Genomic DNA, 15,905 nt, shown 5'->3' on the forward strand with positions numbered 1-15,905 from the left:
GGCCGGATCGGGCGCGACCGGACGCGCGGCCACCAGAGCCGGACAGGCGGTGAGCAGGGTCAGGAATGCGATTCGCAGGGGAGCTAGCCTCATGCGTCCCATTTGGGTCCGATGTGGTTAAAGCTGCTCTTGCGAAGCTGGTTAACAAGGCATTTGCGTTTGGCGCGTGGGCCGGTTCTGGCCACTCGGTTCCCACGCAACCCTTGCGTTCCGGGCGCGTTAGGGCCACGGGATGCCCATGCTTCCCCAGGTTATCATCATCGGCCGGCCCAATGTCGGCAAATCGACGCTGTTCAACCGGCTGGTCGGCAAGAAGCTTGCGCTGGTCGATGATCAGCCAGGCGTGACGCGCGACCGCCGCTTTGGCGATGCGGATCTGCTCGGGATGCCGTTCACCATCGTCGACACGGCAGGCTGGGAAGACCTCGATCCCGAGACGCTGCCGGGCCGCATGCGCCAGCAGACCGAAGCCTCGCTGATCGGCGCGGATGTCGCGCTGTTCGTGATCGACGCGCGCGCCGGGATTACCCCGCTGGACGAGGAAATCGCACGGTATTTGCGCTCAAGCCGCATTCCGATCGTGCTCATGGCCAACAAGGCGGAGGGCCGCGCGGGCGATCCGGGGCTCTATGATGCCTTCGCGCTTGGCTTTGGTGAGCCGGTGGCGTTTTCCGCCGAGCATGGGCAGGGCCTCGCCGATCTGTTCGAAGCGCTGCGCCCGCACATCGAAGGCACGGTCAAGGACGACGATGATGCTGACGCGCCCCCGCCGGAAGGCGAGGAGGAGGAAGAGGAGTTCGATCCCGAATCGGTCCTCAAGCTCGCCATCGTCGGGCGGCCGAATGCGGGCAAGTCCACGCTCATCAACAAGCTGCTCGGCGAAAACCGGCTGCTGACTGGGCCAGAAGCCGGGATCACGCGCGATTCCATCGCGATTGACTGGCAGTGGTTCGATCCCGCGCGCGATGACTACCGCCCCGTGCGGCTGATCGACACGGCGGGGATGCGCAAGAAGGCGCAAGTCGTCGAGAAGCTGGAGAAGATGTCCGTCGCCGATGCGCGCCGGGCCATCGACTTTGCCGAAGTCGTCGTGCTGCTGCTCGATGCGACGCGCGGGCTGGAGCATCAGGACCTCAAGATCGCCTCGCTGGTGCTCGAGGAAGGCCGCGCGCTGATGATCGCGATCAACAAGTGGGACGTGGCCGAAGATCCCTCCGCCCTGTTCAACGGCATTCGCGCCGCGCTGGATGAAGGCCTCGCGCAAGTGCGCGGCGTGCCGATGTTCGCGGTCTCGGCGCGCACGGGCAAGGGGCTGGATCAGCTGCTGACCGCCGCCTTCGATATCCGCGCCGCATGGTCGAAGCGCGTGGCGACTTCGGCGCTGAACCGTTGGTTCGATGATGCCCTCGCCGCCAATCCGCCGCCCGCGCCCGGCGGCCGCCGCATCAAGCTGCGCTATATCACGCAGGCGCGCACCCGCCCGCCCAGCTTCGTGATGTTCGGAACCCGGCTCGATCAGCTTCCCGAAAGCTATCGCCGCTATCTGGTGAACAGCATCCGCCGCGAACTGGGCTTCGAAGCGGTGCCGATCCGGCTGACCTTGCGCAGCCCGGCCAACCCCTTCGCCAAGAAGTAGGACGCGTCATGCCCAATGTTGCCCTGCCGCTCGATCCCGCGATCCTGCCGCATAGTGCGAGCAGCGCGATCCTGCGCGGCGCTGCGGGCAAGTGCCCGCGCTGCGGGGGCACGCATCTGTTCGCAGGCGGGCTGAGGCCGGTCGAGCGCTGCCGCATGTGCGGCCAGAACTGGACGCTGCACGCGGCGGACGATTTCCCGCCCTATATCGCGATCCTGCTGACCGGGCACCTGATGGCGCCAGTGATCATCACGCTGGGCCAGATGGAAAGCCTGCCGCAATGGGCGATGATGCTGATCGCGCTGGTCCTCGCCGCATCACTGATCGCCGCGATCCTGCGCCCCGCCAAGGGCGGCGTGATCGCGCTGCAATGGTGGCTGGGGATGCAGGGCTTCGCCGGGCACGCGGGTAATGTCGAGGCGGGGGTGGCCTGAGCTGCGCTGCGAGCACCGCTAAGGAAAGATAACGTCAAGGGGCCGTCGGCTTCGTTTGATTCGGAGCCTGCGCAGTACCTGCAAGGGGCGTTGCGCCTGACACGGAAGTCGAGGCCGCTGGCGTATCGCCCGGCTTGACCTCCGGGCTGCTGGCAGCGGTGGATGGTTGTGGAATGATGGTCGCCACGACCGCATTGGCAAAGCGGTCTTCCACGCTGCTCGCGGTTGCGAACCCGCCGGCGAGGCCGCCCAGCACCAGTCCCTTCGTGATGACGAACTCCGCAACCTGCTTGCCGTCGGTGCCGATCAGCTGGACCTTGCCTTCGACATGGATGCTGCCCAGCCCGATCAACGCCATGCGAGCGGCTGCCTCACCGTGCGAGAACCGGGTCAGGATGACCGACATGCGGTAGGCCGGAGCATCGGCCGCAGGGCTCGGGCTAAGTGTGTTGAGACGCGACTGGATCTTGCTCAGGATTAGCAGGCGGTCGTCATCGCCGACGAACACGCCGGGGGCGGAGTCGAGCATGACCCTGGTGATTTTCACCGGAGCAGTGTTGCCCAGCGAGGTCGGGCCCTCCACCTTTGCCGCCTTGGCTTCCTTGGCCATGACCGGCATCGGTGTGCCCAGCGTGAGGAGCAGCGCTGGCACGACCAGATCCATGCGTTTCATCGCATTCTCCAGCACGAGACGGACGTGCGCAGTGGGCAGATCAATTGCTTGCAGGTGCAGGTGCAGAAGCCGGGGCATCGACGGTTATCGGGTCAACCGTCTGCGCCGCCATAACCTCACCCTTTTCGATCTTTGCGGCATGGCCGTGCACAAACAGACCGCCGACGAGACCAACCGCCAGCACCGCGCCCGTTGCGGCGCCGCCATTGCCCTTGCCTTCATCGCGATATTTGCCCGTGATCGTGATCTTCTGACCGTTGAGCATCAGCGTTTCGAACGCGATCTCCAGCCGGCCAGACTTGCCGAACGAGCCGCTGCCGCCACGGAACGAAACGCTGCCCTCGCCCTTGGTGCCCTTGGGAATGATCACCACGCCATCCTGCGCAACGTCATCCAGCGTCACGATCGCAAACTTGTCGCCCAGCTTGGCCTTCTTCGATGAGAGGCTATCGACGATAGTGAGCTTGATCGGCGATTCCGCCGGGAGCGTGATCTTCTGCGGAGTCGGCGCAAGAGCGGCGACGGGTGCGGTCTCGCTGGTGGCCTGAGCGGCGACCGGTGCGGGCGCTGCAACCGGCTGAGCGAGCACGGCAGAACAGGTGGCAAGCAACGCGACCGGAATGCAAATCATGCGCATGTGAAAAATCCTCCCAATGCGCTTTTGATGATGACGAAATTTGAGGAGCGCAATACTGGTTTGAGGGAATTTTTTTATTAATATATTCCAAGAGTTTGCCAAAATAATTATACAATATTGCGAAATAGCAAAAAATAGCTAAGTAATTAGCGTATAGTTATTTGCGAAGATGTGGCTGCATTTGTCCAAGTGGAGTGATCGCGCCGCAGTGAGGGCTGGGGATGCAGGGCTTTGCCGGGCATGCGGGGAAGGTTGAGGTGGGGTGGCGTAGTCCTCCCCATTTTTGCGATCGCACAAATGGGGAGGTTGCAGCCCGAAGGGCTGACGGAGGGGTAATGCCCCCTCCACCACCCGCTACGCGGGCAGTCCCCCTCCCCGTTTGTCCTTCGGAAAAACAGGGAGGACCGAGCATCGGACGGTTTGCTCTCAACCACCACCCTCGTCGCCCCGTGCTTGACACGGGGCCTGGCTTCCCTTGCGCCCTCGCGTTAGGCATGAAAGCCCGCTGAAGAAGGGCGGCTGGATCTACGTCATGGCGAACCGCTACCGCGTCGAGGGAGATACCGAAAGGTAGCCAAGCCCCGTGTCAAGCACGGGGCAACGGCGGGGTTTGAGGATCAGATCTGCCAGCAGCCATGGCTGGAGTTGGGTGTAGATTGGACCCTCAAAAATAAGCAGAGAACGTCGGAAGGTTCTGCCTTCGGGACTCCAAATCAAATTGATCTTTTGTGATTGGGCCAATGATGGTCTCGGAATAGTTTCCCCAACCATTCTTTTCATAGGGTACTCGCGTGAAAAAATAGAAGCCTTCCGCAGAATGGACCACGATGTGGGTCCTATCCGAGCCAACGGCGATAATCCCCGGTCCCGGTAGTCCTTCATGGCTGCACCCTGCCTCTGGACCTTCAGGGCAACGAAAAATGTAAGTTTTGGACGGGTCTTCAATATACCATACGAAGAAAGGATGACTTACTTCGACGGGATTGCTGCCACACCCTCCGAGGACGAATGATAAAACAATGCAGAGTACAGAAAATCGCATCTAAGGCCTTGTAATGTATCGCCGGATGATAGCAGTGGCGCGGTATGTCGCAAGTCGGCTTTCAGTCCCGACCCAGCCAAGGCCACCCCCTCACAGGAAATTGTTCGGCCAGATCATCGTGCGCCACATATGCGACGTCGGTGAACCATCAAACCCCAGCCCTTCTGCCGGTTCCCTGAAGTTCCGCCCGATCACGTCCTCCAGCTCCTCCGGCACCACCACCGGGAAATCGTCGAAGAAGTAGGTGTCGTAGAGCGTCATCTGCCGCGCGGTCATGTACCACTTGTGGTTCTTCGCATACTCGGCGTCGCGCAGGAGGTACTCCGGCACCTGATAGTCCGGGCCGAAGAAGGCGTGGTAGCTTTCGGGGTAGGCGTAGCCCACGCTTTCATCGGGCACATAGCGCAGCGCCTGATGGTACTTCACCGCGAAGGCCACTTCTGGATCGACATAAGGCTCCACCAGCTGCGCGCTCCAGTAGCCGTGGTCGCAGCGGATCAGGCAGCCGTTGGAAATGTCGTGCAGCAGGCAGGCCATCACGACCTTCTCCGGCAGCCCGTCGTCGAGCGCGCGCTTGGCACTCACCAGCAGGTGGCGCACGGTAATATCGCCGAAACGGCAGCGGAAGAAATCCATCAGGCGCGGGCGTTCGGGCATCCGGGGCAGGGCGGGGTTGTCGCCCATCATGAATACCGTCTTGGGGTTCAGCCGCTTGAGCAGCTCGCTCTCGTTGTCGACGAAATCGGTGCCCTTCCAGCCAACGGGCGAGGGGTAGATCAGGCGTTCACGGCCGTCCTGCGGCCATGGCCTGTCCTCGGGGTGGCGCGTGTCGTCTTGGGCAGTGGTCATGCAGGCAGGCTCCTTGGCCCCTTGGCTAGGGCGGCAGGCGCGCAGGCTCAAGCGCGAATCGGGATGGTCGGGCCGCAAAGCACTATGCCACATTGAGTCCGATCCGGTGTCATCGGCGCAACCTCAACGGGGCGCTGCACGGCTGTATTCCCTCCTGTTTTCATGACCTTGGCGCGCCGAGCTGCAGTGGCAGGGCACCGCCAAGCTGTACGCCCCATGAACGGTCCTGTCGCCGATGTGTCAGCAAAAACCGGTAGTTATGCCGCAAGCAAGGGCTTCAGTGCGAAGGAGGGACCCCCCATGACGCAAGTCTACAAGTTCGACACCACGACCAATCCGATTACCCGCTACGAAGTGGAAGGCGACGGCACGTTCGAGATCGATCCGCTGAACAAGAACCAGACCCTGAGCCTGAACGCCGGGACGGGCGTGATCACGCTCACGAGCACGTTTGGGGCTTATATCAAGGTCAAGACGTTCGTGCCGACGGCTTCGACGAGCGATGATCCTTCGTTCTATGCGCGGCAGGGCGTGGTGTTCACGACGCTCGACGGCAAAGTGATCAACGATCCGACCGCAGGCGAGGATGATGGCAACGTGCCGGGCGATCAGGACAATGACGGTTCGAACGACGATTCGCTGCAAGGCGATCATGGCAAGAACGTGATCAGCGGCGGTGCGGGCGATGATCATATCGCCGGGCTTGGCAACGCGGACGTGCTGCACGGCGGCACCGGGGATGACGTTCTGCTCGGCGGCAATGGCGGCGATGTGCTCGATGGCGGCGCGGGCAACGACGGCCTGATCGGCGATGCCGACAACGACGTGCTCGATGGCGGCAGCGGCAACGACATCCTCGATGGCGGCGACGGCAACGACAAGCTGTTTGGCGGCGATGGCAACGATGATCTCTATGGCGGCACCAAGGGTGATGACCTCGATGGCGGCGCGGGCGACGATACGCTTTATGGCAACACTGGCGACGATAGGCTGACGGGCGGCGACGGCAGCGATGCGCTGAACGGCGGCGACGGCAAGGATGGCCTGTTCGGCGGGCTTGGCAACGATACGCTGCAGGGCGGCCTCGGCAACGACACGCTGCGCGGTGCGGAAGGTAACGACACCCTCAATGGTGGTGATGGCAACGATGTCGTCGGCGGCGGGATCGGCGATGACACCGTGAACGGCGGCGATGGCAACGACAAGGTCATCGGCTTTGACGGCACCGATATGCTGAACGGCGGCATCGGCGACGACGAGCTCGATGGCGGCAAGGGTGCTGACACGCTGCTGGGCGGCGAAGGCAAGGACAAAGTCAGCGGCGGTGAGGGCGACGACGTGTTCCTCGCCGGGCAGGATGCCGGCAATGATGCCTTCTCTGGCGGGAAGGGCACCGACACGATCGATTATTCGGCCGCCAAGGCCGGGGTGAGCATCGATCTTTTCATCGGTATCGCCAACCCGATCGCCAGTGATTCCGGGACTGGGCTCGACACCATCAAGGGCATCGAGAACGTTACCGGTTCGGGCTTTGGCGATGTGCTGATCGGCAGCAAGGAAGCCAATATGCTGGATGGCGGTGCGGGTAACGATACCCTGACCGGCGGCCGCGGTGGCGACACGCTGACGGGCGGCAGCGGCGACGACGTGTTCCGCTTCACTGATGTGAAGGACACGCGCCCAGGTATCGCCGATCACGTGACCGATTTCACCACCGGGAGCGACAAGATCGACCTTTCGGCGATCGACGCGATCAAGGGCGGCGGCGACGATGCCTTCATGTTGGTGGCGGGTGCGCCGACGCCGGGCAATGGCGCGGGCGTGGTGTGGTTCGATGCCGCGACGCACACGCTGTTCGGCAGCATCGACAAAGGCCCGGCGGCGGAATTCGCCATCGTGCTTGAAGGCGTGAACGCGATCACGGCGGCCGATCTGGTGCTGTGATCTGCTAAGGCAGCCATCAAAAAAAGGGGCGCTGCCGGGTGGTCCGTCAGCGCCCCTTTTTGTGTGTTCAAAGCGCGATCAGAGGACTTCGAACAGCCCCGCCGCGCCCATGCCGCCGCCGACGCACATCGTCACGATGACATGCTTCGCGCCCCGGCGCTTGCCTTCGATCAGCGCGTGCATCACGCCGCGCGCGCCGGTCATGCCATAGGGGTGGCCGATGGAGATCGCGCCGCCGTTCACGTTGAGCAGCTCGTTCGGAATGCCGAGCTTGTCGCGGCAATAGAGCACCTGCACCGCGAACGCCTCGTTCAGCTCCCACAGCCCGATATCGTCCATCTTGAGGCCAAACCGCTTCAGCAACGCGGGGACGGCGAAGACCGGGCCGATGCCCATCTCGTCTGGCTCGGTGCCAGCGGCAGCCATGCCGACATAGCGGCCCAGCGGGGTGAGCCCCTTCTTCGCAGCAACGGTGGCTTCCATCAGCACGACTGCAGCCGAACCATCCGAAAGCTGGCTGGCGTTGCCCGCCGTCACGATGCCGCCCTCGATCACGGGCTTCAGCGCCTGCAGGTTCTCCAGCGTGGTCGAGGGGCGGTTGCCCTCATCCTTGGTGAGGGTCACGTCCTGCATCGTGATCTCGCCGGTTTCCTTGTTCTGCACGCCCATCGAACTGTTGGTCGGCACGATCTCAGCATCGAACTTGCCCGCAGCTTGTGCGGCAGCGGTGCGCTGCTGTGATTGCAGGGCGTATTCGTCGCAGGCCTCGCGGCTGATGTTGTAGCGCTTGCCGACCGTTTCGGCGGTCTGCAGCATCGGCATGTAGACCGCATTGTGCATGGCAACGAGGCTGCGATCGGGCGCAACGCGCATGTCCTTGGTCTGGACGAGGCTGATCGATTCCTGACCGCCTGCCGCCACGATATCCATGCGGTCGACGATGATCTGCTTGGCGGCGGTGGCGATGGTCATCAGGCCCGAGGAGCACTGGCGGTCCATGCTCATGCCCGAAACGGTGACGGGAAGGCCCGCCCGCAGCGCGACCTGGCGGGCGATATTGCCAGCCTGCGCGCCCTGCTGGAGCGCCGAGCCCCACAGCACATCGTCGATCTCGCCGCCTTCGATCCCGGCGCGCGCGACGGCGGCTTCGAGCGAGAGCGCGCCGAGCGTGGCCCCGGCGGTGGCGTTGAACGCGCCCTTGTAGGCGCGCCCGATGGGGGTGCGGGCGGCAGCGACGATAACGGCATCACGCATGGTTGGTCTCCTTGGAATCCGATTGGGGTAAGGGCTTTTGTTCGATAGGATTTCCGCCGAATTGATCGCGCAGTTCCCGCTTCAGAACTTTGCCGATCGGGCTGCGGGGCAGTTCGCTGATAACTTCGATGCGGGCGATGCGCTGGGTCTTGCCAAGCGCGCGGTTCGCTTCGGCGCGGATCGCTTCGGGGTCGGCGGGAGGATCGGCCAGCACGATCACGGCGAGCGGAGTTTCGCCCCATTGGTCGGAGGGAATGCCGACAACGGCGGCTTCCTTCACCGCATCCTGCCGGGTCAGTTCGGCTTCAAGGTCGGTCGGGTAGATATTGAATCCGCCCGAGATGATCATGTCCTTGGCGCGGTCCATCAGGATGAGGAAGCCGTCCTCGTCAAACCGGCCCACATCGCCGTGGCGCAAATAGCGCTGCCCGTCCTTGTCGAACCATTCCATTTCGCGCGTCTTGGCGGGCTGGCCGTGGTAGCCGTTCATCATGATCGGCGAACGGCCGACTATCTCGCCCACTTCGCCCTGCGGCAATTCGTTGCCGTCCTCGTCGATGATCTTGATGACATGCCCCGGCGAGGGGCGGCCGACGGTGTGGAGCTTGTCCGGGTATTCGTGCGCGACAAGGTTGGTGGTCGCGCCGCCTTCCGTAAGGCCGTAGCCTTCGACGAGGCCGCCAGGCCAGCGCTTCAGCACATCGGCCTTGAGCCATGCAGGGAAGGGGGCGGAAGTGCAGGTCTTGAGCCGGTAGGACGAGAGGTCGAAGCTGTCGAAATCAGGCACTTCCATGATGCGGCGATATTGCACCGGCACCAGCATGGCATGCGTCACGCGCTCGCGTTGCGAGAGTTCGAGGAAGCCACGCGCGTCGAACTTCTTCATCAGCACGACCTTGCCCGCTGCCGTCAGCGTAGGCAGGAAGCTGACCAGCGTGGTGTTCGAATAGAGCGGGGTCGAGCAGATCGTCGCGCTGTTGTCGTCAAAGCCCGAGCCGAGCCCGCGGCGCACATATTCGTGGCGCATCTGGTGCGATTGCACGATGCCCTTGGGGCTGCCGGTCGTGCCCGAGGAATAGATGATGTTGAACGGGTCTTCTGGCCGGGGGAGCCGCTCTTCGGGCTTCGCGCCCGCAGGGGCGATCCACTCCGAAAACGGTTCACCGGCGTCGCTGTCATCGAGCGCGATGCGCTTGACGTGTGCGGGGAAGGGCAGGCCAGCGAGCCCCTCGGCCATCGCCTTGTCGAGCAGCAGCACGCGGCTGGTGCTGTCCGCCAGCATGGCAAGAACCGTGGCGGGCGCGGCTGTGGAGGTGAGCGGCGCGGCCACGGCCCCGGCGCGCAGGGCACCAAGGAAGGCGAGGCCGGTGTTCACCGCATTGCTGGCCGCGATGGCGACGGGTTCGTTCGCCGCAACCCCCTCGCGCTGCAGGGCGGCGGCCACGCGGTCGAGCATCGCGTCAAGCTCGGCCCACGAAATCCACGAGGTTTCGTCGGCAATCGCGATGGCATCGCCCCGCCGCGCCGCATGGGCGCGCAGGATCACGCTCAGCGGGATGAACGGGCTCGCGATGATGTCCTCGATCTGCATGGCCTGCCGTTTCCTCAGTCGAACGCTTCGCCGGCTGCTGCCTTCTTGGCGAGCAGTGGGGCGACGGGGAGGCCATGCTTCTCAAGGCCCGCGACGACCGTGCCAAGGCCGATATGGCTGGCCCAGAACATCGGGCCACCGGTCCACGCCGGCCAGCCATAGCCGTTGAGCCAGACGGTATCGATGTCCGAAGCGCGCTGCGAAATGCCTTCCTCGAGGATGAGCGCGCCTTCGCTGACCATCGGATAGAGCAGGCGTTCGAGGATTTCCTGGCTGTCGATTGCGCGCTGGGGCTTGCCGGCCTTGGCAGCCCATTCGGCAATCAGGCCGCGCGTGAGGTCAGAGGGGGTGCGCTGGCGGTTCTCGTCGTAGTCGTAGAAGCCCTTGCCGGTTTTCTGGCCCCAGCGGCCTTGCGCGCAAAGCGCCTCACGCAGCGTTTCGATGCGATTGGGATCGCGGTGCCAGCCGATATCGAGGCCGGCCAAGTCGGCCATCTGGAACGGACCCATCGGGAAGCCAAAGGCGAGGAGCGCGTTGTCCACCTCGGCAAAGTCCGCGCCTTCCATGATCAGCGCATTGGCCTGCTCCTGCCGCTTGCCGAGCATGCGATTGCCGATGAAGCCGTGGCACACGCCCGATACGACCGGCACCTTGCCGATCTTCACCGATAGCGCCATCACCGTAGCGAGCACGTTCTTGGCCGTGGCCGAACCGCGCACGACTTCGAGCAGCTTCATCACGTTGGCGGGCGAGAAAAAGTGCATGCCGAGCACGGCTTCAGGGCGCTTGGTGCAGGCGCCGATCTCGTTCACATCAAGGTAGCTGGTGTTGCTGGCGAGGATCGCGCCCTGCTTCACGATGCCGTCTAGCTTGCCGAAGACTTCCTTCTTGACCTCCATGCTCTCGTAGACCGCCTCGATCACCAGATCTGCATCCGCAAGCGCATTGAAATCGAGCGTCGGGGTGAGGCGGCCCATTGCGGCCTCCGCCAGCGCCGCGTCCATCTTGCCGCGCTTCACGGTGTTCTCGTAATTGCGGCGCATCGTGGCGACGCCGCGGTCCAGCGCTTCCTGCGTCATTTCCACGATGGTGACGGGAATGCCTGCGGTGAGGAAGTTCATCGTGATGCCGCCGCCCATCGTGCCTGCGCCGATCACGCCGACCTTGTTCACGGGCAACAGCGCGGTATCGGCCGGGATATCATTGACCGTCGCGGCAAGCTTGCGCGCGGTATCGATGTGGTCCTTGGCGCCGGGAATGGGATCGGACATGCGGTGTCTCCTGTGATGGGTTTTAGGCGTGCCAGAGTTTAGGCGTAACTGTGGGTCATCGCCGAATAGACCAGCGTCTTGAGCTGGCGGCGGATGGGATAACTGGACGAAGGGAGCAGCTGGGTCATGAAGACCATGTGCAGCTTCTCGCGCGGATCGACGAAGAAGGCGGTGGAATGGATGCCGCCCCAGTGGAACTCACCCCTTGTGCCGGGAATGAGCGTCTTGGCGGGATCGATCACGACGCCGAAGCCGAGGCCGAAACCGATACCCGCATTGCCCGCCTCGCTGAACAAGGCGCGCGAAAGCGTGGTCAGGTCCGCGCCGCCGGGGAGGTGGTTGGCGGTCATCAGCGCCAGCGTCTTGGGCGAAATCAATGGCGCGCCGCCCTTGGCCAGCGCCGCGCAGAAGCGGTGATAATCCGCCGTCGTCGAGAGCAATCCGCCGCCGCCGCTTTCAAAGCGAGGTTCGCGCAGCGTGTTCGACGTTTCGGCATGATCAATCAGCGTCGGTGCGCCCATCGGGTTCCATGCCCAGCTGTCGGTGAGCCGGTGCGCCTTTTCGGGTGGACAGTGAAAGCCGGTATCGACCATGCCGAGCGGCGCGAAAATCCGGTCCGCGAAGAACGCGCCAAGGCCCATGCCGGAAAGCCGCGCCACGATCACGCCGAGCACATCGGTGCTGACCGAATAGTTCCAGCCCGTGCCCGGATCGAACTCCAGCGGCAGCTTGGCGAGTTCGGCAATGAAGTGATCATTGCCCGGCAGCGAGGCGTGCCCGTCGAGCCGGCCCTTGCGGTAGGCGGCATCGACATTCGTGCGGTTCTGGATGCCATACGTCAGCCCCGACATGTGGGTGAGGAGGTCCACCATCCGCATCGGGTTTGTGGCCGCGCGCGTCGGGAAAAACGGGGCATCGCCGCCGCCGCCATTGTAGATGCCGAGGCCGGCGAATTCCGGGATCACCTTGGTGACCGGATCATCGAGCGCGACTTTGCCTTCTTCCAGCAGCATCATGAACGCCACGCTGGTGAGCGCCTTGGTCATCGATGCAATGCGGAAGATCGCGTCTTGCGCCAGCGGCGCGCCATCAGCGCGGGCCTTGCCGAGCGTCACGCGGTGGAACGGCTCGCCACCCCGCGCGATCAGCAGATCGGCGTGCGGGATCAGGCCGGGGCCGACGTAGCGTTCTTCGAGGAATGCGCCGATCCGCGCCAGGCGGGCGGCATCGAAGCCGTGGGCGGCAGGATCAGCCAGCTGGATCACCCGAACACCGCCACCGATTGTAGGCCGTGCATCACTTCCACGCCTTCGCTGCTCCACAGCCGCAGGGTTTCGCTGCTGAAGCCATGGGCCATGTGGTTCGAACTGGTTTCGAGCAGCCACCAGCCCTCGCGCGTCTGCGGCACTTCGCCCAGAATCGTCAGCGCCCAGGTGATCGAGCTGATCGGCCCCTTGCGCTCCATCGCGCGCGCCGAACCGGGCGGCAAGGCATCGCCAATGCCGACGAGTTCGCCCACGGGATCAAGCCCGGCGCGGTCCTTCAGCCGCACCCAGCGGCGGATCGTGCCCGCAGGTGAGCCGCCAGCGGGATCGGCGCGGCGCATGTCCATCCGCGCGGTGAAGGCGGGGGCCATGTCGCTTGCGGTGAGGTGCGGGGACTCTTCCGGCGGGATCAGCCCCGGCAGGACCGAGGCCGCCACGCTGCCATTGCTCTCGCGCTCCGCGCCGAACAGCCAGAGCGTGCGCTGCGCGACCGCGCCATCGCACAGCAGTGAGGTTTCCACTTGCGCCACGCTGCGCCCCTGCCGGAGCATCACGACTTCAACTTCGAGCTGTTCGCCCACCGGAGCAACAAACCCGACTTGCGCGGCGCGCAGCGGAGGCAGATCCGGGAAGGCCAGCTTGGCGGCGGAGTAGGCGATGAACGCCGCCGTGCCGCCATACATCGTCCGGCCCTGCATCCAGCCTGCTGCGCCATCGAGCTTGAAGCGCCCACTGCCCAGCGGCTCCAGCCGCGCGGCGAGGGCGCCAAAGCCCATGCCGGCCTCGTCGCCCCCGGTGTTTGCGGTATCCGGCTGCTCGCTCTCCGGCAAATTGGCGTCCTTCCCACGAATCTTGTTATAGCTCCGGATTAGGTCATCGAACGGGATCAGGGAAGCGCTTTGCGCGGTGCGGCCATTCGAAAAATGCAGCAATTCCGCCGGATTCGCGCCCTTCCGCTACGGCAAGCAGGGCTTTGCGGGCACTTGCTGCAAGCCGGGGCTGGCCCTAGTCTCCCCCTCAAAGAGGCGCTGCCGGAATGAGCCGCGCCCATGAGGATGCCATGACTGAACAAGCCCCCGAACGTACCGGCGCGCTCCCGGCCATTCCCCCCGGCTGGCCGGTGCACACGCTGGCGGAAATCCGCAGCGAGCTGTGCGCGCCGGGCATGCCGTTCGAGATGGAAAACCTGACCATTCGCGGCGTGCCGACGCGGGTGTGGAAGAACGCGCTGCCCGATCTGCGCGCCGTGATGGCGGCAGCGCGCACGCACGGCGCGGCGGATTTCCTGGTCTACGGCGATGAGCGCGTGAGCTTCGATGCTTTCCATCGCGCGGTCGCCGCGCTGATGGCCGCGCTGGCCGCGCGCGGCGTGGCCAAGGGGGACCGGGTGGCGCTCGCCATGCGCAACCTGCCGGAATGGCCGGTGGCGTTCATGGCAGTGGCGGCGCTCGGTGCAATCATCGTGCCGCTCAATGCGTGGTGGACGGGCGAGGAACTGGCCTTCGCGCTGGAAGACAGCGGCGCGCGCATGCTGATTGCCGATGCCGACCGCTGGGCACGGATCGGGCCGCACGCGGCAGGCCTTCCGCTCAAGAACGTGGTGGTCTCGCGCGGGAACTCGTCAGGCGGGGAAGCGCTGGAAGACCTGATCGGCACACCCGCGATCTGGGCGGTGCTGCCCGATGCGCAGCTGCCCGCAGCGCAGATCCACAGCGATGATCCCGCCGGCATCTTCTACACCAGCGGCACCACCGGGCGGCCCAAGGGCGCGCTTGGCACGCACCGCAACCTTGTCACCAACATCATGACGAGCGCGTGGAGCGGCGCGCAATCGGCGCGGCGGCGCGGCGAGGGGCTGCCCGAGCCCAAGCCGCGCGTGATCCTGCTCGCGGTGCCGTTCTTTCACGCCACGGCCTTTTCGGCCACGCTGATGGGCTCGCTCGCAGGCGGCAGCCGCCTCGTGCTGCTGCACAAGTGGGATACGCTGGAGGCGATGCGCTTGATCCAGCGCGAGCGCGTCTCGATGACCGGCGGGGTGCCGTTCATCGCCTGGCAGCTGATCGAACACCCCGAGCGCGGGCAGTTCGATCTCTCCAGCCTTGAGGCCATCGCCTATGGCGGCGCGCCGTCCGCGCCCGAACTGGTGACGGCGATCTGGCAGACTTTCGGCGCGCTGCCCGGCAATGGCTGGGGCATGACGGAAACGAGCGCCACGGTGACGCACCACATGGCCGAGGATTACCTCAACCGGCCCTCCAGCTGCGGCCCGCCCGCACCCGTCGCCAGCCTCGAAATCCGCGCCGACGACGGAGTGACGGTATTGCCGCCGAACACGGTCGGCGAACTCTGGGCCAGCGGGCCGATGATCGTGGCGGGCTACTGGAACCGGCCCGAGGCGACCGCGCAGACCTTCGTGGACGGCTGGGTGCGCACCGGCGATCTGGCGAAGCTCGATGACGAAGGCTTCTGCACCATCGTCGACCGCGCCAAGGACGTGATCATCCGGGGCGGTGAGAACATCTACTCGATCGAGGTCGAGAATGTGCTCTACGAACATCCAGCCGTGACCGATGCCGCGCTGGTCGGCATTCCCCACCGCACGCTGGGCGAGGAACCGGCCGCGGTTGTCTATCTTGCACCCGGAACCGAGGCGAGCGAGGAAGAACTGCGCGCTTTCGTCGCAGCGAGGCTGGCGGGCTTCAAGGTGCCGGTGCGGATCGCTTTCACGGAAGCGACCCTGCCACGCAACGCCAATGGCAAAATTCTCAAGAGCGAACTGCGCGCAATGTTGGCCGAAGGATAAGGGCTGGCAGAAACGTGAGATGGCGCGCGGCAGGGGCCGTGCAATGAAGGCAACAACGATCAGGGAGACAGGGTTATGAGCGAAGCAGCAGCAGGGGAACGGCGCCAGGGCGGATGTCTGTGCGGATCGGTGCGCTATGAAACATCGTGGCCGCCGCTGCTGACCGGCGTGTGCCATTGCCGCCATTGCCAAAAGCAGGCGGGAACGGCGTTTTCGGTGCTCGTGGCCGTCCCGTTCGCTTCGCTCGAGCGCACGGGCGAACTGACCGTCTACGAAGACGGTAGCGAATCGGGCAATCCGGTGCTGCGCAAGTTCTGCGGCAAGTGCGGCTCGCCCGTGTTCAGCGAGACGCCGGACGGGATGGCGCAAGGCATGATCTTCATCAAGGCGGGCACGCTGGACGCGGTGGCCGATCTCACGCCCACCGTCCACTTCTGGACTTCGAGCGCGCAGAACTGGGTGGCGATCCCCGATGGCGTGGCAAAGCTGGAAAAGCAGTAAGGGCT

Annotated in this window: 12 protein-coding genes and 1 pseudogene; 5 read left to right on the forward strand and 8 right to left on the reverse strand. The window is 64.6% G+C overall.

All coding sequences use genetic code 11. The annotated features are described in order from the left end of the window. The first annotated feature begins 238 nt into the window (after window positions 1-238). Both der and CFE35_RS15790 read left to right on the forward strand, forming a co-directional pair. The gene (der, locus tag CFE35_RS15785) at window positions 239-1,636 is read left to right on the forward strand and encodes a ribosome biogenesis GTPase Der (protein WP_292931940.1); all 1,398 of its coding nucleotides are present in this window, start codon (window positions 239-241) and stop codon (window positions 1,634-1,636) included. Between the two features lie 8 nt (window positions 1,637-1,644). Further along, window positions 1,645-2,070 (forward strand): DUF983 domain-containing protein, encoded by a 426-nt coding sequence (locus CFE35_RS15790; protein WP_292931942.1) that lies wholly within the window; start codon window positions 1,645-1,647, stop codon window positions 2,068-2,070. A gap of 34 nt (window positions 2,071-2,104) precedes the next feature. On the opposite strand, the gene CFE35_RS15795 is transcribed toward CFE35_RS15790, so the two are convergent. The 3 genes from CFE35_RS15795 to CFE35_RS15805 all read right to left on the reverse strand — a co-directional run bounded on the left by CFE35_RS15795 (window position 2,105) and on the right by CFE35_RS15805 (window position 5,271). Then, complete coding sequence (locus CFE35_RS15795) at window positions 2,105-2,743, reverse strand: DUF4410 domain-containing protein (protein WP_292931944.1); 639 nt, start codon at window positions 2,741-2,743, stop codon at window positions 2,105-2,107. 40 nt (window positions 2,744-2,783) lie between these two features. Next, window positions 2,784-3,380 carry a hypothetical protein gene (locus CFE35_RS15800; protein WP_292931946.1) on the reverse strand — a complete coding sequence of 199 codons (597 nt, stop codon included), beginning with the start codon at window positions 3,378-3,380 and terminating at the stop codon, window positions 2,784-2,786. A gap of 1,132 nt (window positions 3,381-4,512) precedes the next feature. Next, window positions 4,513-5,271, reverse strand: a complete 759-nt coding sequence (locus CFE35_RS15805; RefSeq protein ID WP_292931948.1) for a hypothetical protein — start codon at window positions 5,269-5,271, stop codon at window positions 4,513-4,515. Between the two features lie 300 nt (window positions 5,272-5,571). Between CFE35_RS15805 and CFE35_RS15810 the strand changes: the two genes are divergently transcribed. Next, complete coding sequence (locus CFE35_RS15810) at window positions 5,572-7,215, forward strand: calcium-binding protein (RefSeq protein ID WP_292931950.1); 1,644 nt, start codon at window positions 5,572-5,574, stop codon at window positions 7,213-7,215. A gap of 78 nt (window positions 7,216-7,293) precedes the next feature. Here the strand turns inward: CFE35_RS15810 and CFE35_RS15815 are convergent, their stop codons facing one another. From CFE35_RS15815 to CFE35_RS15835, 5 genes and pseudogenes are all read right to left on the reverse strand, one after another. Then, window positions 7,294-8,469 carry an acetyl-CoA C-acyltransferase gene (locus CFE35_RS15815; protein ID WP_292931952.1) on the reverse strand — a complete coding sequence of 392 codons (1,176 nt, stop codon included), beginning with the start codon at window positions 8,467-8,469 and terminating at the stop codon, window positions 7,294-7,296. After that, window positions 8,462-10,060 carry a class I adenylate-forming enzyme family protein gene (locus tag CFE35_RS15820; RefSeq protein WP_292931954.1) on the reverse strand — a complete coding sequence of 533 codons (1,599 nt, stop codon included), beginning with the start codon at window positions 10,058-10,060 and terminating at the stop codon, window positions 8,462-8,464. The genes CFE35_RS15815 and CFE35_RS15820 overlap by 8 nt, the downstream gene beginning before the upstream one ends. A 14-nt stretch (window positions 10,061-10,074) precedes the next feature. Then, window positions 10,075-11,310 (reverse strand): annotated as a pseudogene (locus CFE35_RS15825) (3-hydroxyacyl-CoA dehydrogenase NAD-binding domain-containing protein); the annotation flags it as partial. A 59-nt stretch (window positions 11,311-11,369) separates the two neighbouring features. Beyond that, window positions 11,370-12,593 (reverse strand): serine hydrolase domain-containing protein, encoded by a 1,224-nt coding sequence (locus CFE35_RS15830; RefSeq protein ID WP_292932029.1) that lies wholly within the window; start codon window positions 12,591-12,593, stop codon window positions 11,370-11,372. After that, a complete protein-coding gene (locus CFE35_RS15835) occupies window positions 12,593-13,528 on the reverse strand; it encodes a thioesterase family protein (protein WP_292931956.1) in 936 nt (311 codons plus the stop codon). The genes CFE35_RS15830 and CFE35_RS15835 overlap by 1 nt, the downstream gene beginning before the upstream one ends. 128 nt (window positions 13,529-13,656) lie before the next feature. Between CFE35_RS15835 and CFE35_RS15840 the strand changes: the two genes are divergently transcribed. Continuing rightward, window positions 13,657-15,399 carry a class I adenylate-forming enzyme family protein gene (locus CFE35_RS15840; protein ID WP_292931959.1) on the forward strand — a complete coding sequence of 581 codons (1,743 nt, stop codon included), beginning with the start codon at window positions 13,657-13,659 and terminating at the stop codon, window positions 15,397-15,399. Between the two features lie 75 nt (window positions 15,400-15,474). Next, the gene (locus CFE35_RS15845; RefSeq protein ID WP_292931961.1) at window positions 15,475-15,900 is read left to right on the forward strand and encodes a GFA family protein; all 426 of its coding nucleotides are present in this window, start codon (window positions 15,475-15,477) and stop codon (window positions 15,898-15,900) included. Window positions 15,901-15,905: the final 5 nt, after the last annotated feature.

This window comes from Novosphingobium sp. PASSN1, assembly GCF_002278815.1.

What these genes read in the sequence shown, in the direction of transcription:
- der (WP_292931940.1), top strand. Translation starts at nt 239, where the DNA reads ATGCTTCCCCAGGTTATCATCATCGGCCGGCCCAATGTCGGCAAATCG.
- CFE35_RS15790 (WP_292931942.1), top strand. Translation starts at nt 1,645, where the DNA reads ATGCCCAATGTTGCCCTGCCGCTCGATCCCGCGATCCTGCCGCATAGT.
- CFE35_RS15795 (WP_292931944.1), bottom strand. Translation starts at nt 2,743, where the DNA reads ATGAAACGCATGGATCTGGTCGTGCCAGCGCTGCTCCTCACGCTGGGC.
- CFE35_RS15800 (WP_292931946.1), bottom strand. Translation starts at nt 3,380, where the DNA reads ATGCGCATGATTTGCATTCCGGTCGCGTTGCTTGCCACCTGTTCTGCC.
- CFE35_RS15805 (WP_292931948.1), bottom strand. Translation starts at nt 5,271, where the DNA reads ATGACCACTGCCCAAGACGACACGCGCCACCCCGAGGACAGGCCATGG.
- CFE35_RS15810 (WP_292931950.1), top strand. Translation starts at nt 5,572, where the DNA reads ATGACGCAAGTCTACAAGTTCGACACCACGACCAATCCGATTACCCGC.
- CFE35_RS15815 (WP_292931952.1), bottom strand. Translation starts at nt 8,469, where the DNA reads ATGCGTGATGCCGTTATCGTCGCTGCCGCCCGCACCCCCATCGGGCGC.
- CFE35_RS15820 (WP_292931954.1), bottom strand. Translation starts at nt 10,060, where the DNA reads ATGCAGATCGAGGACATCATCGCGAGCCCGTTCATCCCGCTGAGCGTG.
- CFE35_RS15840 (WP_292931959.1), top strand. Translation starts at nt 13,657, where the DNA reads ATGACTGAACAAGCCCCCGAACGTACCGGCGCGCTCCCGGCCATTCCC.
- CFE35_RS15845 (WP_292931961.1), top strand. Translation starts at nt 15,475, where the DNA reads ATGAGCGAAGCAGCAGCAGGGGAACGGCGCCAGGGCGGATGTCTGTGC.